This window comes from Paenibacillus sp. JT31N17 (assembly GCF_056269255.1).
Map to the genome: position 1 here is coordinate 1 of NZ_JBWDNP010000019.1, position 21,112 is coordinate 21,112.

20 protein-coding genes are annotated in these 21,112 nt (G+C 53.6%); 3 read left to right on the top strand and 17 right to left on the bottom strand.

The window, feature by feature from the left end; translation table 11 throughout:
- Window positions 1–149 precede the first annotated feature (149 nt).
- From AC0YOB_RS33470 to AC0YOB_RS33490, 5 genes are all read right to left on the bottom strand, one after another.
- On the bottom strand, window positions 150–1,538 hold the full coding sequence (locus AC0YOB_RS33470) for an LLM class flavin-dependent oxidoreductase (RefSeq protein WP_475796473.1): 1,389 nt from the start codon (window positions 1,536–1,538) through the stop codon (window positions 150–152).
- Window positions 1,539–1,571: 33 nt separating this feature from the next.
- Complete coding sequence (locus AC0YOB_RS33475) at window positions 1,572–2,237, bottom strand: methionine ABC transporter permease (protein WP_210037995.1); 666 nt, start codon at window positions 2,235–2,237, stop codon at window positions 1,572–1,574.
- Entirely contained in the window at window positions 2,230–3,000 is a 771-nt protein-coding gene (locus tag AC0YOB_RS33480) for a methionine ABC transporter ATP-binding protein (RefSeq protein ID WP_210037996.1), read from the bottom strand. The genes AC0YOB_RS33475 and AC0YOB_RS33480 overlap by 8 nt, the downstream gene beginning before the upstream one ends.
- A gap of 32 nt (window positions 3,001–3,032) precedes the next feature.
- On the bottom strand, window positions 3,033–3,920 hold the full coding sequence (locus AC0YOB_RS33485; protein WP_475796474.1) for a MetQ/NlpA family ABC transporter substrate-binding protein: 888 nt from the start codon (window positions 3,918–3,920) through the stop codon (window positions 3,033–3,035).
- A gap of 93 nt (window positions 3,921–4,013) precedes the next feature.
- Complete coding sequence (locus AC0YOB_RS33490) at window positions 4,014–5,321, bottom strand: homocysteine synthase (protein ID WP_475796475.1); 1,308 nt, start codon at window positions 5,319–5,321, stop codon at window positions 4,014–4,016.
- Between the two features lie 151 nt (window positions 5,322–5,472).
- Here AC0YOB_RS33490 and AC0YOB_RS33495 point away from each other — a divergent pair, with 151 nt between their 5' ends.
- Window positions 5,473–5,961 (top strand): GAF domain-containing protein, encoded by a 489-nt coding sequence (locus AC0YOB_RS33495; protein ID WP_475796476.1) that lies wholly within the window; start codon window positions 5,473–5,475, stop codon window positions 5,959–5,961.
- Here the strand turns inward: AC0YOB_RS33495 and AC0YOB_RS33500 are convergent.
- The 3 genes from AC0YOB_RS33500 to AC0YOB_RS33510 form a co-directional block, all read right to left on the bottom strand.
- On the bottom strand, window positions 5,931–7,319 hold the full coding sequence (locus AC0YOB_RS33500) for an LLM class flavin-dependent oxidoreductase (protein WP_475796477.1): 1,389 nt from the start codon (window positions 7,317–7,319) through the stop codon (window positions 5,931–5,933). The genes AC0YOB_RS33495 and AC0YOB_RS33500 overlap by 31 nt on opposite strands.
- A gap of 93 nt (window positions 7,320–7,412) precedes the next feature.
- Window positions 7,413–8,585, bottom strand: coding sequence for an FMNH2-dependent alkanesulfonate monooxygenase (gene ssuD, locus AC0YOB_RS33505; RefSeq protein WP_210038000.1), 1,173 nt, complete (start codon window positions 8,583–8,585; stop codon window positions 7,413–7,415).
- Between the two features lie 18 nt (window positions 8,586–8,603).
- Window positions 8,604–10,076, bottom strand: coding sequence for a 4-hydroxyphenylacetate 3-hydroxylase family protein (locus AC0YOB_RS33510; RefSeq protein WP_475786068.1), 1,473 nt, complete (start codon window positions 10,074–10,076; stop codon window positions 8,604–8,606).
- A 386-nt stretch (window positions 10,077–10,462) separates the two neighbouring features.
- Between AC0YOB_RS33510 and AC0YOB_RS33515 the strand changes: the two genes are divergently transcribed.
- Both AC0YOB_RS33515 and AC0YOB_RS33520 read left to right on the top strand, forming a co-directional pair.
- Window positions 10,463–11,074, top strand: coding sequence for a TetR/AcrR family transcriptional regulator (locus AC0YOB_RS33515; RefSeq protein ID WP_475768866.1), 612 nt, complete (start codon window positions 10,463–10,465; stop codon window positions 11,072–11,074).
- Window positions 11,075–11,138: 64 nt separating this feature from the next.
- Complete coding sequence (locus tag AC0YOB_RS33520; protein ID WP_475796478.1) at window positions 11,139–11,639, top strand: N-acetyltransferase family protein; 501 nt, start codon at window positions 11,139–11,141, stop codon at window positions 11,637–11,639.
- 882 nt (window positions 11,640–12,521) lie between these two features.
- Here the strand turns inward: AC0YOB_RS33520 and AC0YOB_RS33525 are convergent.
- Genes AC0YOB_RS33525 through AC0YOB_RS33565 form a run of 9 tightly spaced genes read right to left on the bottom strand, consistent with a single transcriptional unit; the run spans window position 12,522 to window position 21,111 of the window.
- The gene (locus AC0YOB_RS33525) at window positions 12,522–13,709 is read right to left on the bottom strand and encodes an aminotransferase class I/II-fold pyridoxal phosphate-dependent enzyme (RefSeq protein WP_475796479.1); all 1,188 of its coding nucleotides are present in this window, start codon (window positions 13,707–13,709) and stop codon (window positions 12,522–12,524) included.
- Window positions 13,702–14,415 carry an HAD family hydrolase gene (locus AC0YOB_RS33530; RefSeq protein ID WP_475796480.1) on the bottom strand — a complete coding sequence of 238 codons (714 nt, stop codon included), beginning with the start codon at window positions 14,413–14,415 and terminating at the stop codon, window positions 13,702–13,704. Before AC0YOB_RS33530 ends, AC0YOB_RS33525 begins: the two co-directional genes overlap by 8 nt.
- On the bottom strand, window positions 14,405–15,397 hold the full coding sequence (locus AC0YOB_RS33535; RefSeq protein ID WP_475796481.1) for an ATP-grasp domain-containing protein: 993 nt from the start codon (window positions 15,395–15,397) through the stop codon (window positions 14,405–14,407). The genes AC0YOB_RS33530 and AC0YOB_RS33535 overlap by 11 nt, the downstream gene beginning before the upstream one ends.
- The gene (locus tag AC0YOB_RS33540; protein ID WP_475796482.1) at window positions 15,387–15,992 is read right to left on the bottom strand and encodes a sugar transferase; all 606 of its coding nucleotides are present in this window, start codon (window positions 15,990–15,992) and stop codon (window positions 15,387–15,389) included. The genes AC0YOB_RS33535 and AC0YOB_RS33540 overlap by 11 nt, the downstream gene beginning before the upstream one ends.
- On the bottom strand, window positions 15,989–16,717 hold the full coding sequence (locus tag AC0YOB_RS33545; protein ID WP_475796483.1) for a glycosyltransferase family 32 protein: 729 nt from the start codon (window positions 16,715–16,717) through the stop codon (window positions 15,989–15,991). The genes AC0YOB_RS33540 and AC0YOB_RS33545 overlap by 4 nt, the downstream gene beginning before the upstream one ends.
- A 13-nt stretch (window positions 16,718–16,730) precedes the next feature.
- Complete coding sequence (locus tag AC0YOB_RS33550) at window positions 16,731–17,810, bottom strand: EpsG family protein (RefSeq protein WP_475768855.1); 1,080 nt, start codon at window positions 17,808–17,810, stop codon at window positions 16,731–16,733.
- Between the two features lie 27 nt (window positions 17,811–17,837).
- Window positions 17,838–18,758 carry a glycosyltransferase family 2 protein gene (locus AC0YOB_RS33555; protein ID WP_475796484.1) on the bottom strand — a complete coding sequence of 307 codons (921 nt, stop codon included), beginning with the start codon at window positions 18,756–18,758 and terminating at the stop codon, window positions 17,838–17,840.
- A 14-nt stretch (window positions 18,759–18,772) separates the two neighbouring features.
- Complete coding sequence (locus tag AC0YOB_RS33560; protein WP_475796485.1) at window positions 18,773–19,894, bottom strand: glycosyltransferase family 1 protein; 1,122 nt, start codon at window positions 19,892–19,894, stop codon at window positions 18,773–18,775.
- Between the two features lie 50 nt (window positions 19,895–19,944).
- Window positions 19,945–21,111 (bottom strand): glycosyltransferase family 4 protein, encoded by a 1,167-nt coding sequence (locus tag AC0YOB_RS33565; protein ID WP_475796486.1) that lies wholly within the window; start codon window positions 21,109–21,111, stop codon window positions 19,945–19,947.
- Window position 21,112 lies beyond the last annotated feature (1 nt).

Here is a 21,112-nt window from a genome sequence, read left to right on the forward strand (position 1 = left end):
TTATGGCGGCGCAGTAAGTTTCTTCACTCAAAAATAGAAGCAAAGTATAAGTCAAATTTTATGCTTTCTTATATTTTAAGAAGAAACGGCTGCCGCCGTCCTTATGGCGGCAGAGTTCGTTTCTTCCCTTAGGCTGTGTAAAGCATTCATCAGCGTACTATCGTATTTTGAAACGCCTGCCGGCGGATCAATGCCGAGGGATGGCCTTCCGGAGTCAGGTTAAAGCCCTTCCCGAACAGCCGCTCGCGGAAGGTTCCCGCTTCATACTCCGTGCGGTATAACCCTCTTTCCTGGAGCTCGGGAATGACCAGCTCGATAAAGTCGCGAAAGGAGCCCGGCGAGAGAAACTGCGTAAGGTTAAAGCCGTCGATTCCCGTTTCCTCGACCCAGTACTGGATTTTATCCGCTACCTGCTCCGGTGTTCCCGCGATAAAGAACGGCGATTGTCCGCCCAGCGTCTTGAAGGTTTCGATGATCTGGCCTACCGTTTTGCGATTGTGCCTGGTGAACCGCGATGCCGCCGTCTGACCGTGATCGGTCTCCACATACTCGAGATAATCGTCAGGTCCGTAACGTGACAAATCATAGCCGCTGGAGCCGCCATAATGGGCGAGGACGCCCTCGACGCTGCGAAGCCTGCCGAATTCCTCCACCTTGCGGTTCACCTCTTCTTCTGTCCGGCCGACAATGACCGACAAGCCCGTAAACATCTTGATATGCCCGGGCTGGCGTCCATATGCCTGCGCCTGCGCGCGGATATCCGCGATATGCTGCTTCAATGCCGCAAGCGTCGGCGCCCCCAGAAATACGCATTCCGCGTGCTTGGCCGCGAACGCCCTGCCCTTGGCCGAGCTGCCCGCCTGATAGACAACCGGCGTTCTCTGCAGGGAAGGCTCGCAAAGATGGGGGCCGGGGAGCTTGAAGTACCGGCCTTCATGATTGATTTTATGCACCTTGGCAGGATCGGTATACGTGCCGGTTTCCACATCGCGGACAACCGCATCGTCCTCCCAGCTGCCCTCCCACAGCTTATAGCAAACCTCCAGATACTCGTCGGCGATTTCATAGCGCTCGTCATGCGGGATCATCCGGTCCAGGCCGTAATTGAGCGCCGCGCCGGGCAGGTAGGAGGTCACGACATTCCAGCCCACCCTCCCCTTTGTCAAATGATCGAGCGTGCTCATGCGCCGCGCATGGCCGTAGGGATGCTCATAGGATGTGGAGAAGGTCACCGCAAAGCCCAAATGCTTGGTAACCAGGGCCATTGGCGGCACAATGAGGAGGGGATCGTTGCACGGAACCTGAACCGCTTCCCGCAGCGAGGTTTCCATCCCTCCTTTGTACGTATCGTAAACGCCGACCACATCGGCCAGAAACAAGGCGTCGAATTTCCCCCGCTCCAGCAGCTGCGCAAGCTCCGTCCAGTACGAGAGCTCCGTATAGCGGTGACGGTTATTGTCCGGATGCACCCACATGCCGTGGGAGAGATGCCCCACGCAGTTCATTTCGAAAGCATTCAAATGTATTTTCTTCGGCATGGCTCGCCCGCCTTTCTCTTTCGCATTGATAGCTTAAAGTCTTTTATCCAGCCTGCGGACGATGAAATTGCCTGTAAACTGAAAGGCTTGAACGAAAATAACCATCAAGATGACGGTGAAGAACATGACATCCGTCTGGTAGCGGTAATAGCCGTAACGGATGGCAAAATCCCCGATGCCCCCGCCCCCGACCAGTCCCGCTACCGTTGAATAGGAGAGGAAGCTGACCGTAATAATCGTAATGTTATTGGCGATGCCTGAACGGGCCTCCGTGTACAGCACCTTCCAGATAATTTGAAAACGGTTCGCCCCCATCGACTCGGCCGCTTCCACAACGCCGCGGTTTACTTCCAGCAGCGTCTGCTCCACGAAACGGGCAAAATAAGGCACGGCATTAATGACCATCGGCACAGTCGCCGCTGTCGTTCCAAGCGCCGTCCCTACCAATAGACGGGTGATCGGAATGATCGCGATCATCAGAATCAGAAACGGGAAGGACCGCACGAGATTGACCAGGCCGTTGAGCATAAAATAAAACTTCGGCGCTTTGACAAAAGAGCCCGGGCGCGTCAAATACAGCAGCGTACCTAGCGGCGTGCCAAGCAGCACGGCCAGCGGGATCGTAATAACGAGCATGTAGAAGGTTTCGCCCAGAGCCTCTATTATCTCCGGCCCGGCGTAGATGATATTGTCAAACATAGGCCACCTCTCTTTTATCCAGCACGATCTCATTCTTGAACAGGAATTGGGCGATATTGGATTTCGGCTCGAACTTGGCATCGTTCATCTCGAACTTCTCCACAACGACGCCCTGCTCCATTACGGCAACCTTATTGCAGATGGATTTGATGACATTCATCTCATGGGTAACGATCACGATCGTAATTCCAAGGCGTTCATTGATCTCCTTCAGGAAAGCCAGGATGCTTCCCGTTGTCGAGGGGTCCACGGAGGAAGTCGGCTCATCACACAGCAGCACCTTCGGGCCGTTGGCGAGCGCGCGGGCAATCGCCACGCGCTGCTTCTGCCCGCCGCTCAGCTTGGCGGGATAGGCTTTGGTTTTGTCCTCCAGTCCCACGATCCGCAAGCATTCCTCAATCCGCTGTTTTCGTTCATTTTTGGGCATCTTCGCAATTTCCAGAGGAAAAGAGACATTCTCGAAAACAGTCCGGTTATTGAGCAGATTGAAATGCTGGAAAATCATGCCGATCGACATGCGCGCCTTGCGCAGCTCGCTTTCGCTTAACGCCAGCATATCCTGTCCGTCCACGATGATTTTGCCGCTGTCCGGCCGTTCCAACAAATTAATCGTCCGCAGAAGCGTCGATTTGCCGGCGCCGCTGAACCCGATGATGCCGTATATATCGCCTTCGTCTATCTGCAGAGAAGCCGAGGAGACCGCCGTCAGCGGCTCTCCATCGGGAATCCTGAATACTTTGTTCACATCCTGAATCGTTATCACAACGCATCGCTCCTCTCGTTTGTAAGCAGCGCTTACTTATGATTTAAATCATCTATGAATTCAATGGCATCCCCGTACTTGCTCTTATAGAAATCCTTAATCGGCTGGCTTTCATAGGCGGCTTGCAGTACCTTCATTTTTTCCGAGCCTACCAGATCTTTGCGGATGGCGACGATACTCTTGTACGGCAGACCGTCCCCCTTCTCCAGGGCAAGCGCATCCGTCCTCGGCTTCAGGCCGATTTGAACAGCGGTTCCGGCAAACAGGAAGCCCACATCAACATCTTCCAGCGTACGCTGCAGCATCAGCTGATCCACTTCCTTGAACTTGTATTTATGCGGGTTGTCCGTAATATCTCTCAAGGTTGCATGGGTTACCGTCACGCCGTCCTTCAGCTTCAGGCGTCCAAGATCGCGGAGCATGAACAAGGCGCGTCCGTTATTGGCCGGGTCAACGGGAATGCCGAAGGTGGCTCCGTCCGGAACATCCTCAATCTTTTTGTATTTCTTGGAGTATAACCCCGATGGCGAGAAGATCGTGTAGAAGCCGCGGACAATATTTTTCAAACCCTGATCCTCGACAAACTGGTCAAAATAAGCCTCATGCTGAAAGGAGTTCGAATCCGCCTCGCCGTCATTGACGATTTTGTTCGGCTGAATGATGTCGTTTACGATCACCACATCCAGGGTATAGCCCTGCTTGGCAACCTCATCCTTCAGGATTTTGGCGATATCGCCGTTAAACCCGCTGTCGCTCATAATATGCTTGATGACCTTATCCTCTTTCTTGGCTTCTTCCGTTCCGCCGCCAGCGGCCGCCGTAGAGACATCGCCTGATTTCGCTGTATTGGATGTCTGCTCTGTACCGCAAGCGGTCAGCAGGAAAATAATAATGAATAATAGCCCCAACGATTTTTTCATAGCTTTACGTTTCGCTCCTTCAATAGTCGATTTATCAGATGGATTTGCTTGGTATTAAATCATGGCTTATCTGCACGGCCATGCCGCCGCTTGTTATTGGCCCTGCTCACTCCGCTTGCTGGCTGCAATTGCCTGCTCCAGATCGAATATAATATCGTCAATCCCTTCCGTGCCGATCGAAAGCCGGATGAGTCCTGGCGTAACGCCTGCGGCCGCTTGCTCCTGCCCGTTCAACTGCTGATGAGTTGTGCTTGCGGGATGAATGATCAACGACTTGGAATCTCCGACATTCGCCAGATGCGAGAACAGCTGAACGGAATGGATCAATCTCTTCCCGGCTTCTATGCCGCCCTTGATGCCAAAGGTCAGAATCGCGCCCTGCCCCTTGGGCAAATACTTCTGCGCCAGCCCGTAAGAAGGATGGCTCGCAAGCCCGGGATAGCTTACCCACTCGATATCCTCATGCTTGTCGAGATATTGGGCCACCTGCAGAGCGTTCGAGCTGTGCCGCTCCATGCGCAGATGCAGGGTTTCCAGTCCCTGTAACAGCAAAAAGGAATTAAAGGGCGACAAGGCGCCTCCGAGATCCCTTAACAGCTGGACTCTGGCCTTGATGATATAAGCAAGCGGACCGACCGCTTCGGTATATACGACTCCGTTATAGCTGGGGTCCGGCTCCGTTATTCCCGGGAATTTGCCGCTTGCTGTCCAGTCGAATTTGCCTCCGTCCACAATGACGCCGCCAATGGAGGTCCCGTGGCCGCCAATGAACTTGGTAGCCGAGTGCACCACAATATCGGCGCCATGCTCGATCGGGCGCAGCAGATAAGGGCTTGGGAATGTGTTGTCCACAATAAGCGGAATCCCGTTCTCATGGGCGATGGCCGCCACCGCTTCGATATCCGGAACATCCCCTTTTGGATTGCCGATCGTCTCGGCATACAGAGCTTTGGTTTTATCCGTAATGGCCTTGCGGAAATTTTCCGGATCGCCCGGGTCCACGAATGTAACGTTGATGCCCAATTTCCTCAGCGTATTGGCCAACAGATTGTAGGTGCCTCCATACAAGCTGGCTGCCGAAACAATCTCATCGCCCGCACCGGCAATATTCAAGATGGAGTAGGTAATCGCCGCCTGTCCCGAGGCAACGCCCAATGCCCCGACCCCGCCTTCCAGCGCCGCCACCCGCTGCTCGAATACGTCCGTAGTCGGATTCATAACGCGCGTGTAGATGTTGCCGAATTCCTTCAGCGCGAACAGATTTGCCGCATGCTCGGTATCGCGGAAGCCGTAAGATGTGGTCTGATAGATCGGCACAGCCCGCGAGAGCGTAGTCGGATCGATCTGCTGTCCCGCGTGCACCGCTAACGTTTCCAGTGATAATTGTCTCTCATCCGCCATTTGAACAACCTCTTTTCTATGGATTCTGATTTTAAATTTCGCCTGCCGCCGGCTCCCCGGCTGCCTTGTTGACATCGCAGCGGGATTCCAATAGGATGAACATGAATTATGAATCATTCCAATCCATCGCATATTCAGGAGGTAAGTTCCCATGTTTCAAACCCGGAATTACGAGGGCAGCCCGGAGGACCGGTACACGCTGCTGATACAGCAATTAGACAGCCTGATTGAAGACGAGCCGGATTTTATCGCCAATCTTGCCAATGCATCCGCTCTTCTCGGGCAATTCCTCGAAACCATCAACTGGGTAGGCTTCTACCTGCTGAAGGACGGAAATACGCTAGTTCTCGGCCCGTTTCAAGGCTTGCCTGCCTGCACCCGCATTGCCTATGGCAAAGGGGTCTGCGGAACCTCCGTCGCCGAGAGACGCACGATGCGCGTGGACGATGTCCATCTGTTTCCCGGTCATATCGCCTGCGATGCCGCTTCCCGGTCAGAGCTGGTCATTCCCCTGTTCCGTCAGGATACCCTGATCGGCGTGCTTGATATCGACAGCCCGGTTGAGGCGCGCTTCAGCGAGACCGACCAGCAGTATCTGGAGAAGTTCTGTCAGCGCCTGACTGCCTCTCCCGCCAGGTGACGGTAGGAAGCAGCCGGATGAGCAGCGGGGATATGGGACGTATCATGGCCAAACAGCTTCTGGCGGTATGTCCCTTCCTCGTACTCCTCTTTCACCAGACCCCGGTTCTGCAGCTCCGGCACCACCAGTTCAATAAAGTCCTTGACCGTCCCGGGCGTAACCACCTGCGCAAAGTTCAAGCCGTCTATGCCCGCTTCTTCAACCCACCGCTCAATTTCATCGGCAATTTCAATCGGCGTACCGACCTGCATCCAGCCTCCCCCGAATTTCCCGATCGATTCCTTCACTTCTCCAACCGTCCGCTGCTTCGTAAACTGGGTATACTGCGCCGCCCTCGTTTGATTGCCTTCCGTGGACGTATACTCGAAGATTTGCTTGTCATCCAGCTTCGACAGGTCATATCCGCTGGACCCGCAGTATTGGGCCAATGCCGCCTCGCTGCTGCGGTACTGTTCAAAATCATGGAACTTATCCCTGGCCTCCGCCGCAGTTTCCGCGACAATCGCCGAGAATCCCTTGAACATCAGAATCTCCTCGGGATTCCGCCCGAAGGCTTTCGCCTGCGAACGTATGTCATCCACATAAAAGCGGAGCGCCTCCGGCGTCTGTCCGCCAACAAACACGCATTCCGCATGCTTGGCTGCGAACGCCCTGCCTCTGCCTGAGCTGCCCGCCTGATAAAGGACCGGCGTGCGCTGAGGAGAAGGCTCGCATAAATGCGGACCGGCTACCTGAAAATGCTTGCCCTTATGTGCGATTTCATGCACTTTGGCCGGGTCGGCATAGATATCGCCCGCCGTATCGAATACGACAGCGTCATCCTCCCAGCTTCCTTCCCACAGCTTGTAGCAGACCTCCAGGAATTCCTCGGCAATTTCATACCGGTCGTCATGCTTGATCATCTCGTCGAGGCCGAAATTTCTTGCCGCATTCGGCAAATACGAGGTCACAATATTCCAGGCCACGCGCCCTCTGGTGAGATGGTCCAAGGTGGACAAGCGGCGGGACAGGGCAAAAGGATGCTCGTAAGAGGTTGTTACCGTAACCGCGAATCCCAGATGCTTGGTCGCATGGGCCATGACCGGAACAATGAGCGACGGATCGTTGGCCGGAACCTGGACCGCATTTTGTATGGAAATATCGCGCGTGCCCTTGTATACGTCATAGACGCCGATCACATCAGCCAGGAACAATGCGTCGAATTTCCCTTTCTCCAGAAGCTGCGCCAGTTCAGTCCAGTAACCAAGATCGTTATACCGTCTGCGCTCATTGTCGGGATGCTTCCACAAGCCGTGGGAGTTGTGCCCGACACAGTTCATATCAAATAAATTCAACCGCAGCTGTTTCTTTTTTGCCACCCTCGTCACTTCCCTTCTATAAAATAAAAACGGAGACGCTTAACAGCTCTTTGTCCCAAGCTGAAGGTCTCCGGTGTTCCGGTAGATGCCGTATTAGGATTTCAGGCTGCTTACAGGCGATTTGCCCGCAGGCCTGGTTGTTCCCGGAAGCTCGTTATTGGCAATCATTTCTCCGAAAGGACTGATGAAGGACGGATCCCCGGCGTTCCCGGCGGAGCCCAGATTCAGTTTGGGAAACAGAAGCTCCGCGGTCCGGTAGGCTTCTTCCAAATGGGGGTAGCCGGAGAGAATAAACGTCTCGATCCCCAAATCCGTGTATTCCTTCATTCTGGCGGCGATGCTGTCCGGGCTGCCGACCAGCGCCGTTCCCGCTCCTCCGCGCACGAGGCCGATGCCCGCCCACAGGTTTGGACTGATCTCCAGCTTCGACCGGTCGCCGTGATGCAGCTCCGACATCCTCTTCTGGCCTTCGGAGTCCATTCTGGCGAAAATTTGCTGAGCCGCCGCGATCGTATCCTCATCCAGATGGGCGATCAACTCGTCCGCCGCCTGCCAGGCTTCTTCTTCCGTGGGGCGGACAATGATATGCAGCCGGATGCCGAAGCGGAGCGTTCTTCCTTTGGCCTCGGCCAGCTTGCGCATGCGGTTGATCTTCTGCTCCACCTGCGCCGGCGGCTCTCCCCAGGTCAGATACACGTCGACATGCTCAGCCGCGACATCGGCGCCGGCATCCGAGGAGCCTCCGAAGTAAAGCGGAGGGTAAGGCTTTTGAACAGGCGGGTAGAGCACTTTTCCACCCTTCACCTGCAGATGGTCGCCTTCATAATCCACTTCTTCGCCTTCCAGCTCCTTGCGCCAGATATGCAGAAAATCATCCGTCACTTCATAGCGCTCATCGTGATTCATAAACACCCCGTCACCGGCCAGTTCAACAGGGTCGCCGCCTGTCACCACATTGATCAGCAGTCTTCCTCTGGAGAAACGGTCCAGCGTAGCCGTCATCCGCGCCGCCAGGGTCGGAGACATTAAGCCGGGACGGACGGCTACCAGAAATTTCAGCCTTTCCGTGACCGGAACCAGGGTCGAAGCCACGATCCAGGCATCCTCGCAGGACTTGCCGGTCGGCAGCAGAACTCCGCTGTAGCCCAATTCGTCAACGGCCTGCGCAATTTGCTTGCAATACGCGTAGCTGACGGCCCTTGCCCCTTCCTTTGTCCCCAGATACCGTCCGTCTCCGTGAGTCGGAATAAACCAGAATACTTCCATCTCTCATGCATCCTCTCTTTATATATAGGTGTAGTTCCTCTTGGTTCCGTGCTTGCCCGCTTCTTTCAGAAGATTCCATACGGGTTCCGTGAAGCTGTCTTTATCGGACTTCACATACTGGCTGGCATAAGCCCGGACCGGGTCGCCGGCGTAAAAGCGTTCATAGAGCTCATGCCTGGCGCCCAGCGGACTGCCGATCAGGTCCCAGGCGAGCTTGAACAGATGAATCTTCTTCTCCGCGCTGATTGAAGCTCCTTCGAAGTACAGATGCATCAGCTTGGAAATCGGTCCGTAGAAATCCTCCATGCCCGACGGCGTCTGGACGAATCCCCCGCCTCCCACCTGCTGCAGAATTTCAATGGCCCGCGGATAAAATTTGGTGCCGATATTCCGGGCCGTATCAATATAGGAAATCTCCGGCACCAGAACTCCCGACTCATCGTGCCTCGCCTTCGTCTCGCTGGCGATCACCAGCGCCTTCATCGTGTCCACCTGGGTCATCAGCTCGCCCAGCTTCTCCTGGATGTGCAAATATCCGTTGACCCCTATCGCTTCGGCAATGGCAAAAGCAACACCTGTGACGAACTCCAGCTTCGATACATAGCGGACTACAGTCTGATGAAAGGCGAGTGAGTTGGCCGTCTTGTTGGCTCTGAGCTTCAGGACCGCCTCCGAATTCCCGTACAGCAGCACTCTCTCCCACGGGATAAACACGTCATCGAAGAACAGCACCGCATCCATTTCCTCATACCGGGAGCTTAATATGTGATTTTGTTCCCTGCTGTCCGCGAAGGATTCCCGGCATACAATATGCAGACCCTCGGAATTGGCCGGAACGATAAGAATATGGGCATGCTCACGGTTCGTTTGGTCAAATTGCAGGAAGGAAAATATGATGAAGTCATGCGTATACGGAGCTCCGGTGGCAATCATCTTGGCGCCACGGACCGTAATGCCCTCCTTCGTCTCCTTGACGACATGCAGGAACCGTTCGGCAATACGGCTGTCGTCCAGGCTGACAGACCGGTCAATCTGCGGGTCCAGAATAGCCGTTGTCAGAAACAGGTCCCGGTCGCGGGCGTCCGTATAATAAGCGGTGATCTTCGCTTCGAAGTCGGGATCAAGCTGGCTTAACTGCTTCCTGGCCGCGTACCAGCCTGTAATCATGGAACGGCCGTAATCGGACAAGCGGCTCATCATGCCGTGCGTTTCATCAGCCCAATAGCTGAAAGCCCGGCTCCGGCGGCTAAGATCCTCGGCGGTATAGGGCACCAGAAACGAGCTGTGCGCATAGGCTTCCCGTCCCGGGGGAGCAAAACCTACGTTATCGCGGAGCGCCGGATCGTCAAGCTGGTTAAATAAACGTTTTATCGTGCCGAGCGTACCTTGAAATGCGGCATGTTCGGACAAATCCTTGACTTTGGCCCCGTCCAGCCATACATTCCGTCCATCAGCCAAACTAGAAATAAAACGGTCTCCCCTTGTCGGCATATCGGGTCTCCTTCATTTTGTTATTAATCATACATTCCCCATTGCTAAAGTTGGTTTAATATGCTTTTATTATACTTATCCCGCAGTAATGCACAACCGACATTATCCTCTCAACTGTCTGTTAAACAGCAATTAACTTGGCCTCTGTTGGTTTTATCCGGTTTATTCAACATTTGAATGAAAATTGTCCTTGTGGGCAGCGAATGGATAAAAGCGCGGGCATAAAGGTACAACTTACAGATTTTCATTCTACGCTGTCCGCGTCACACCGGCTCTGCGCCACTTTCAACAAAACAACATTATTGAACCTTATGTTGGTTAACCTACATATTCGAGTTATATGTCATCCGTCTTTTTGATCCCGATCCCAGGCTTGGAGGTGTCTTATGATGCAGGATTCCCGTCATCCGGACCGTCGGATCCATAAAACGCGCACTACGATCGTTGACGCGTTTGTTTCTTTAATTTTTGAAAAAGGCTTTTCCGCCATCTCGGTCAAGGATATTACCACCTGCGCCGATGTGAACAGGTCTACCTTTTATGCCCATTATCAGGATAAATTCGACCTGCGGGAGAAGCTGACCCAGGAGAAGCTGGGGGAATTGTCCCGGCTTATTCATCCCGAGCATGCCGGTGCCCTTGCGTATAACGGCAATTTTGACGAGCCTGACCCCTTCTTTATTGAACTCTTCACGCATCTGACGGAGAACAAACGATTTTATCAGGCCATGCTGACCCGGCTTGAACCGGAAATTTTCACCATTAAATTATATGAGGTGATTCGGGAGAGCTTTTACGCTAGAATTGCTAATAGGAAGATGGAGCAGAAGCTTTCTGTTCCGCTGGATATTTTACTGAATTATTCGAGCTCGTCCGTCATGGGGGTAATCCTGAACTGGGTTAATGATCCGACCATGTATACGCCCCAATATATGGCGCTGCAGCTCACGCGGCTGACGATGCTGGGCATTTACAGAACGATGGGGCTGTTCGAGTAACATCGGAAATACGGCAATCTTCATCGCAATATGGAAATTAAACTACTTATCGGAGGATGCAGCTATGCAAAATAATTACAGCATCGTGGATGCCAAGCTTGAGGATTTGCCGAAAATCGTGGATATATACAACTCTACCATTGCCAGCCGCACCGTAACCGCGGACCTGGAGCCGGTATCGGTTGCAAGCAGGCTGAAGTGGTTTGAGGAGCATTCCGCCGATTTCAGGCCCCTATGGGTGGTCAGGCATGGGGATGAAATCGTCGCATGGCTGAGCTATCAGTCGTTCTACGGCCGGCCGGCCTACAACGCTACGGCGGAGATCAGCATCTATATTGCCGAGTCCTACAGGTCGAAGGGACTGGGAAGCCTGCTGATCGGGAAAGCCATCGAGGAGAGCCCAAGGCTCCATATCAATACGCTGGTCGGTTTTGTGTTCGGCCACAACGAGGGCAGCCTCGCGCTGCTGAAGAAATACCGGTTTGAGGAGTGGGGTCACTTGCCCCGGATCGCCAACCTGGACGGGATCGAGAGGGATTTGATTATTTTGGGAAGACGGTTGTAAAGAAAAGGGTGAGGGAACGGATGCCGATAAACGGCGAAGCCGGTCAAGACCGCTTTTTGTCCATTCCTGCAGTTGAATGCCACTATGATGCGTAATCGTACTCATACCACTGAACGCCACCCTAATGCGGAGTCGCACTCGCCATTGAACGATACCCCATTGCGGAGTCGCACTGCTTCCCGATTGGCAGGCCAAACGAAGAACAATCCAGGGAGGGAAGGCAGTCGTGAGAATGCCGCGCATCTTTTGCGTTCAGCAAAGGAAGGCGCGAAAGGATTAGCGCTGCTGTGCGACTTCCCCCTTCTAACAGGACTGGTTCTCGTGGCAAAGGAGCTATAAGACGGTTTTTAAATAAGGCTACGATCGGTCACCGTTCAGCCATGCTGGACCATACACTGATAGCATGTTTAGCGTTTTCCGAGCCGGGGCATTCAGAGCTGACTTTATGGTTGAGTCGAACCCTGTACGGAGTATTCAAACAAGGACGCAGGGTTCGCCCGCCGTCATGCATTTGCTGTGGTACATGTGGTCGGACAGCCCGTCATGCAATACGCCACACCGCGCGCAGGGAGCTGCGCTCAGTGCGAAGGTGCTCCCTGCAGCACAAAGAGGGCATGTCCCAAAGATTATATTGGGACATGCCCCGGTGAGGAACCATTTTAACACAAGCAAGCCCCTTCGATCTCCGCATCAGTGGCGATTCTGAAGGGGCTTGTTTCTTTGGGGATCAGCCCAGCTGAGCCTGTCTTTCCGGGACATCCCCTCGTTGTGGGAAGCCTGAACCTGCACCAGTCCGGATGCCGTCTAATGCCAAGTGGTTTTTCGGCAACCTGAGCCAGGCGCCGGGTGTTTACTTTATGGTGCTTGTCATCTTTCCATATCCTAAGAGAGCGCAATGCGGTTGCGTCCCGCCCGCGTCGCCGCCTGCCCGAATGCCGCCGTTATGCAGCTGATAACGCGCTGCTGCTCATCCTCCTGCATCCCCGACCCCGATGGCAAACAAAGCCCCGCCACGAACAGCCGTTCAGACACGTTCATTCCCTCATGCGAATAATAACGCTTGCCTGCAAACAGCGGCTGCAGATGCAGCGGCTTCCATACCGGACGAGCCTCGATATTCTCCTCGGCCAAAACGTGAAGCACCTCCGAAGCCGTCAGCCCCGCTTCCTGTTCATCGATCGTCAATGCCGTGAGCCAGCGGTTGGATCTGGTCCCCGCAAGCTCCGGCATAAAGGCAATGCCCGGCAGATCGGCCAGCTGACTGCTGTACCTGTCGAAGATGGCCCTTCGCGACTCGACGCGCTCCTCCAGCACCTGCAGCTGCGCCCGGCCCACCCCTGCCAATAGATTGCTCAGCCGGTAATTATAGCCCATCTGGCTGTGTTCATAATGCGCGGCCTGGTCTCTCGCCTGAGTCGCCAGGAACCGGGCCTGTTCCAATGCTCCGGCATCCTCCGCTACCAGCATGCCGCCGCCTGATGTGGTAATGATTTTATTGCCGTTGAAGGAATAAACACCGAATTCGCCGAGCGTTCCGCTTTCCCTTCCCTTATAGGTGGAGCCCAGCGACTCTGCGGCATCCTCGATGACCGGGACCCCGTAACGGGCGCAAAGGGCCGTTATCTCGTCCATTTTGGCGCATTGTCCGTACAGATGGACGACAATGACCGCTTTGGGCAGCGCCCCTTCCCGGTCCGCCTCCGCAAGCGCCGCCTCCAGAGCCTGTGGCGACATGTTCCAGGTCGCAGGCTCCGAATCGATAAATACCGGCTCCGCGCCCATATACAGGATCGGATTGGCGCTCGCGATAAACGTCAGCGTGGAACAGAACACGCGGTCTCCCCTGTCAACCTGAAGCAGCCGCAGGGCCAGATGGATCGCTGCCGTTCCGGAGCTGACCGCCGCACATCCGCCTGCCCCCACATGAATCGCCATCTCCTGCTCGAACGCATCGACATGGGGACCCACAGGAGCGATCCAGTTGTCGGCAAAAGCCTGACCGATATAATGCTGCTCCCTGCCGCTCATATGCGGCGCCGACAAATAGATCCGTTTATGCTTGTTATCCATGGACTGCTTTCACTTCCTTCTTGAACAAATGCGCAAGCGCCGGCAAACCGGCAAGATCCTTCAGGTCGCCGATTTGATAATGAGCCTGATGGGAGGGCTCCGCCTGAACAGCCGCATATATCCCCTGCTCCCTGCTGATCTGCACGGTGGTCCATCCCAGCCGTTTGGCTGTTACAAAGTCCTTGGCTGCATTATCTCCGATATATAGACATTGAAAGTGCGGAATTCCGGTCTGTCTGCTGAACGTTTCATACGGGAGCGGACTTGGCTTCCAATGATCCCTGCCCAGCGCATCCGTCAATACAATCGCATGGAAAGCCTCCGCCAGATTAAGCGCCAGGACCTTTTGCTGCTGGGCAACGAGGTACCCGTCGGAGATGATCCCCAGCGTCACGTCCTTGTCCAGGTTCGCCAGCACCCACCCGGCATCCTCGAGCAGAGCGATATCCGGCCGGTGGGAACGGTACAACTCCACCAGCTCCGCGATCAGCCGCTCGTCGTACGAAATCCCGAGCAGCTCAAGCGTCCGGTTGAAAACAAGCGTCTTGGTCCCCGAATGAAGCAGCGAGGCCGCCGTTTCATAGAAACCGCCGGCTCCATGACGGTCCCTGAACCATTGATCCACTGCCTTGAAGCCGCTCAAGGCATAAGTCTTCTCCAGGTACAACGTATCGTCCAGATCGAACACGACGGCTTTAATGCCCATAAGCAAACTCCTTCGTGAAGAAAGCATCGTCATAACGGAGCATGGTCAGATCGTCGTCCCAGCTGTCATCGGACTCCCCCGTAAACTGCTCGCCTCTTCCAAGCATGATGGTCCACAGCGGGAAGTCCGCGCCCGCTTCAATGGCGAGCGGGATTCCGCCTCCAAAACGGGGATTGATCTCGATAAACGTAATCTCGCCGTTCTCCTGCTTAAAGCACTGCAGCGTAATGCAGCCCACTGCTCCGGGAAGCACGCTTACCGCCTGCCGCACAGCGCGGATGACCGCAGCATCCCTTCGTGTAACCCCTTTGCTGACTTCACCCGCTCTGGTCTCCATCCGCAGCCGGGGCACAATGGCCTTGATCGTCCCCTGAAAATCCAGCATGACATCGACCGTATATTCTTCGCCGGTCACATATTCCTGAATCATCGCTTCCGGAATATAATCCTTGAAGAAGTCCAGCTCGCGCCTGCTGTGAATTTTCGTTACGCCTTGGCTGGAGCTGCCTCGCCTGGGCTTGATAAGCAGCGGAAACGCCAACGGTTCTACCTGCACTTCCGCTTCGCTGTATACTCTTGGGGTGCGGATGCCATGCTCCGTGAAGAAGGCAAAGGTCTTCATTTTATCCGAGGCGAGCTCATTAAGCTCGACGCTTGAGACCAGCAGACGGACATGCTGCTGCTCAAACAACGCCCGGTTTTCCGCCAGCAGGACCAGTTCGGTATCAATCAGCGGAATGAGCAGATCAATGCGTTCCTCCTTGCATATCGCAAGCAATGTCTCCACATACCGCGGGTCGGCGACTCTGGGAACGAGAACATGCTTGTCCCCGGCAAAGGCCGCCGGTGCGGTTGGTTTATTGTCGGCCGTCACGACCTTGCCCTGAATCCCGTGGCTTGCATAAGCTTCCTTGAACTTGCGGATCAGCGACACTCTTCGTCCCGAGCTTGTAAATAAAATATTCATTTCCCTAGCGTTCAAGTCCCTTCACACTCCCTTTAAATACCGGCATCGTGGCATGATTGCCATTCTGGATACCTTCGGACCGAAATACTTTCCTGACTGACAACAGCAGGATCCCGATATCCAGCCTCAGGCTGCGGTGCTGCACATACCACAGATCAAGCGCGAACTTCTCTTCCCAGGAAATCGCATTGCGTCCGTTAATCTGGGCCCAGCCGGTGATGCCCGGCTTGACCTCGTGTCGCCGCGCCTGCTCTTCCGTATACAGGGGCAGATAATCCATCAGCAGCGGCCTGGGACCTACGAGGCTCAGATCGCCTCTGATCACATTCCACAGCTGCGGCAGCTCATCCAGACTGACCTTCCTCAGCCATTTCCCGAAGGGAGTCAAACGCACGGAGTCGGGCAGAAGCTGGCCGCTGCTGTCCCTGGCATCGGTCATCGTTCTGAATTTCATCATCTGAAACGGCTTCCCGTGCTGGCCGGGCCGGTGCTGTTTAAACAGCACCGGCGAACCCAGCCTGGTCCGCACCAGAACCGCAACCACCGCCATGGCAGGCAGCAGGCAAACAAACAGGGGGACTGCCAGCAGAAGATCCATTAATCGTTTCACAGCATGTCCCTCATCTTTGCGATTAATTTGGGGCCGACCAGGCGGCTCGCCATTCTCTTGAGCGTGCTTCTCATCCGGACATGCGCCGGAAGCCAGGACTGTGCGAAGTGGTGAATCGTATAGCTGTCCGACGTGATGAAGCTTGCCCCGTTAATATAATCATAGGGACTGAAATAGGTTCGCGGATAAAAGGTTACGCCGTTTGCGAGCACCTGATACTCGCCGTTCAGCAGCAGCCCGTGCTTCTCGCAGGTGCGGCTGATCACCGCAGTATTGGTCGTCGTATCGTAGCTTCCGTCCTTGCGGAGAAATCTTCTTTTGTCATAGTCCAGCAGCAGCTCGCCGATCCAGGGATGCCCCTTGGCGGCTCCCATCGTCCCGGATTGAAGAAAATGCCCGTCCTCAAACCCGGAGAACGCCTCGTGATCGAGGAAGCGGTCGAGCGGCTTCACGACCTCAACATCGGTGTCCATATAAATCCCGCCATGATGGTAAAGAGCGTGAAGCCGCACATAATCGCTGACGAACGCATATTTGCGGGCCGCATAAGCCTCTTTTACGTACGGATTGGATTGAATATCGAATGAATCCTCGTTCCACTCTATGAACTGGTAGCCGTTCAGATGCTTTTGCCAGCTCCGCATGCATTTGATGAACAGCTGGGGCTTCGCTCCCCGGCCGAACCAGCAGTAGTGGATGATGCGCGGGATATGAGTTGATGACATTTTCCTTCCTCCTTCAGAACGGCCAGTTCAAATAATTGCTTTGGTAATCGAGGCCCAGCGTGATAACATTTTCATAAAAGAAAAAAATCAGGTACAGCACGACGATCGCGAAATAAATGAGCTTCTGGTCCTTCTCCCGGAAGATCTTGATAATCCATGCCATCATAATGATTTGATAGAGGCTGAAGTAAATTGCCATCCGTGCGAAAATCCAGTTCTGCGTGGAAATTACCATTAGGATAAAACCGAGAAGCGCCAGATTGACAACAATATCGGCATGGGGGAAAATCGTACGCAGCTTCTCTCTGCCCAGATACGCGATGATCAGCGGCACCGAGTCAATTAACACTCGGATCACATTGGCCCCGCCTTCGGCGAATGTGCTGTACTCCCCATATTGAGTATCCTTGATCGCAGAGAACAGTAAGTCCGAGAATTCACTGTACCCCATCACTATTGCAATAGCTATCAAGAGCATTCCGAAGGTTGCGCCTGTCCAAGCCCTGCGACGCACGATAAAATAAATTGGGATCATGATTAATGCGCTCAGATGGAACATGGAGGCCAATGTAACGATCACCAAATACTTGTAAAAGCTCCCGCCAAAAAGATACTTCGATGCTGCCAGGACAATCGCCGCTGCCAAATACTGCCTGATCCCATTCATCGACACAATAAAGGCGCCGGATGAAATATATACATACAAGGCAATCTCAAACAATCTAGTATAACGGTAAAAAACGGAAACAATGAGAGCGTTTGTCATAATAGCAGTCACAAGGATGAGTATCTGGGGATCTTCGGAAAAATTTTTCAAGATCATCTGAAAGAGACTAAATCCAATATCCTTCTGCTGCATGATATGAGACCAACTAAAATCGTTTACGGTATAGCCATGCATGTAATAGAAGGTATCACCAATATTGGACCGCAGTCCGGCAACGATCATAAGAGTCAACGCAGCCAGAACAGCCATAAGCTTATTGGGACTGACAGGTGCAGCTCCGATGCCCGCAATGGCAGGAACAGCGAAATATCTGGCCATAAAGGCAAACATAAAAACGAGTATCAACGTCATCCACAATATAGTCATTTTTCGTTCTCCTCCGGCTATTCCCGATCAACCCGGTTCCTGTTGTCTGCCGATATGGTTTACAGCTGCTCTATTCGTCTTCATAAGGTAGAGGTAAAGCAGGCACCCAAAGGGAAAAGCGAGCAAAGTCGTCCATTTGCTCGGCGACTCGCGCAACAACTGTCTGTTTCGGATCATCAGACTGCTAGATACATAATGAATAGATTCTCGCAACCTCTTCTTGAACGAAGGTGCATGCTTCATGGCGATTTTCCTGAAGAAAGCAAATCCGTGCGGATTGCGTTTGTATTGGTTAATCATATTCATGCTTGATCCGTCCGGCCGGTATTCGACAATACAGAGGGGCTCATTCATAATGAGCAGCTCATAGTGCTGATCAATCTGAATATACATGCAGGCTAGAGGACAATATTTCTCCCCTCCGAAGATGGGATACGGCGGATAGGACCTGGTCAGTTCTGAGCGGTATACAAGTTTCTTATCCCCTTTGACCCTGTACTTCTCATACAGATCAGTCAGTGTGGATGACTTTAATCCCTCGGGCATCGCCGTACCGATCCATCTACCTCCGGGTGTCGCATCCAATCCTACGATGCCGGCATACTTATTGTCCCCGTATGCCCTCCAGAAGCTTGTTATCCTCTCTACGGCATCATCGGTCATGTGATCATCGGAATCAATACAGACGTTAAGTTCGGTATCTATCCGTTCATAAGCGGCATTATGCGCTCCGTGCATCCCCTGGTTGTCCTGATAGTGATAGAGAATGGAAACCAGACCTTCCTCCATCCAGCCTGCAACCAGTTCCCTTGTATGATCAGATGAGCCGTCATCAATGATCATCCAGACAAAATCACGGCAGCTCTGCCTCTTCAAACTTTCATAACACAAATGCAAGGTATATGCTCTGTTGTAGGTAGGTGTGAAAACAGTCAACATCGGCTTCAATCCGTCAACACTCCTCACCTGCCGACAGCGGCGGACAATTGAGTCAAATAATACTCCGACAGCCACTGGGCCATGGTTTCAATATCATATCCGTTTTTCCGCAGTGATTCGGCCGTATCCAGATGTTCATAGGTTGTATCTAGAATATGCTGAGCCCAATTCTGCGAACTTTCCTGCAAACCTATAAATTGAAGCCTTCCTGTCACATCCGCATCCGCCGTGATAGTGTCCGATACGATGCATCTTAGCCCTGCCGCCTGGGCTTCGATTATCGCTACGGGGAGCCCCTCGAAGAGGGAGGGGAACAAAAAGACATCCATAGCCTGCAGCAGCTTCGATATATCCGAGCGGACACCCAGAAACTGTACATGCTGCGACAATCCTAGCTTATCTACCTTGCGTTCAATCGCCGCCCTTAAATGTCCGTCACCAGCAAGGACCAGCAGCGCTTGCGGGTTAAGACGGTGTACGGCCTGGAATATATCGATCAGAAACTTGTGGTTCTTCTGTTCATCGAATCTGCCGATGTGGCCAATAACGAAGCGCCCTTCAGCGCGAAGCTCGTGCCTGACCACATTCCTGATTGCTTGGTCAAAGGCATATTCCTCTACAGGTACAGCATTACGCAGAACAATCAGTGGAACCTGATCCTTGATCTGTTTACCGAACAACCACTCGCCTGCTTTGCTAGAGCAGGCAAAATATCCGGTCAGATTATTTTTCATCGCATTTCTGGCATACAAACGGAATGGAAACTTCATATCAATCCCGAGGTCGCTAATATGACTGTGTGCAATACGGCAGTAAATGCCCGCCTTCTTGGCTGCTCTTAACACGAAGCTGCTGTTTTCGTTGATATGTGAATGCACCACATGATAACCCGAATGGACAGTAAAAAATTGGTCAAGGAGCTTAAAATAGTTTCTGTAATTACCCGGTCTGATCCGCGGCATCCGATAAATACGCCCGCCAAGCGCTTCAATCTCATCGTCGTAGTGGCCTTTCTCGGATCGGTGCACCATGAAATCAAATTGTATTTTACGACGGTCCATTTGCCGGTAGTAATTCATGATCATCGTTTCCAACCCGCCACGATTCATGACGGTTACCACTTGTAATATTCGAGCCGGTTTCAACTGCTCACACCCCTATTGGATTAATTTTCTTATCCATATCCCTTTGTATGTTATAGATAGGCACGATTATGCTGACTTTGGGCTTCATTTCCATCCTCCATCATGTACGTTGAATAGACCTTATCCAGCTCCTTTACCACTTGGGAGATGGAATACGCAGCCACGTCGTGAAGACTCATCGCACCCATCCGCCTGCGCAGCTCCTCCGATTGATAAAGCTCAAGCAAGCGGTTTGCAAACTTCGGGGCATCATCAGGCGGGACAATGAATCCGTTTCTCCCGTCCTTGACCAGCTCCGAATGCCCCCTGTTCGCGGTTGCCACAACCGGCAGGGCGCAGGACATCGCCTCCATAATGTTGACCGGCAGTCCCTCCCGCAGACTGGAGGCAACGGCCGCGTCGCACATGGGCAGCAGGCGGTCGATATCATCGCGGTAGCCGATAAAGTCAATCATGCTCCGGACGCCAAGCGCTGCAGCAAGGCTCTGGCACTCCGCAAGCAGCGGTCCATCGCCGGCAAGCAGCAGCTTCAGCGTCGGGGCCTGATCCTTGATCCGGGCGACTGCGCGGATCAGCAGCTGATGATTCTTGTTGCCGTTGAATTCAGCGGCGTAGAAGAGCAGAAATTCATGCTTGCCGTAGCGGAAGCCTTGGCGCAGCCGGTGCCGCTCCTGCGAGCCGACAGGCGCGAAGCGCTGGGTGTTGACACCGACGCCATGCACGCGGACAAGCCGCTTCGCTTTGAACCTTCTTGCGGCCGCGAGGGTGTAATCCTCTTCGTTGATGGTAATAAGACAGTCCGTCCGGCGGGCAAGAGTCTTCTCGATCGGGTAGTACAGCAGCCAGTTCAGAAGCGGAGCGCCCTTGCAAAAGTGAAAGCCATGTGCAGTATACAGAACACGCGTGCCGCTTCTTCTCGCGCTGCTTGCAGCGAGCCGGGTCAAGACGCCGCCCATTGGCGTATGGCAGTGAACAATCCGGTAGTCATTCCTCTCCATGAGGAGCTTCAACTGCCTGCAGCCCCTAATATTAGAAAGGCGCAGCGGTGAACGCCCGATGGAAATATTGAATTTCTGATCTGTAAACGGGAGCTCGCTGTCGCCCTTGGCCGCGACATGCACCTCCCAGCCCTGCTCCTTGAAGCGCCGCATGACCGGCAGATGAAACGCTCTGAAATGCGTATCCAGCGTCGCGACAAATAGTATTTTCGGAGGCATG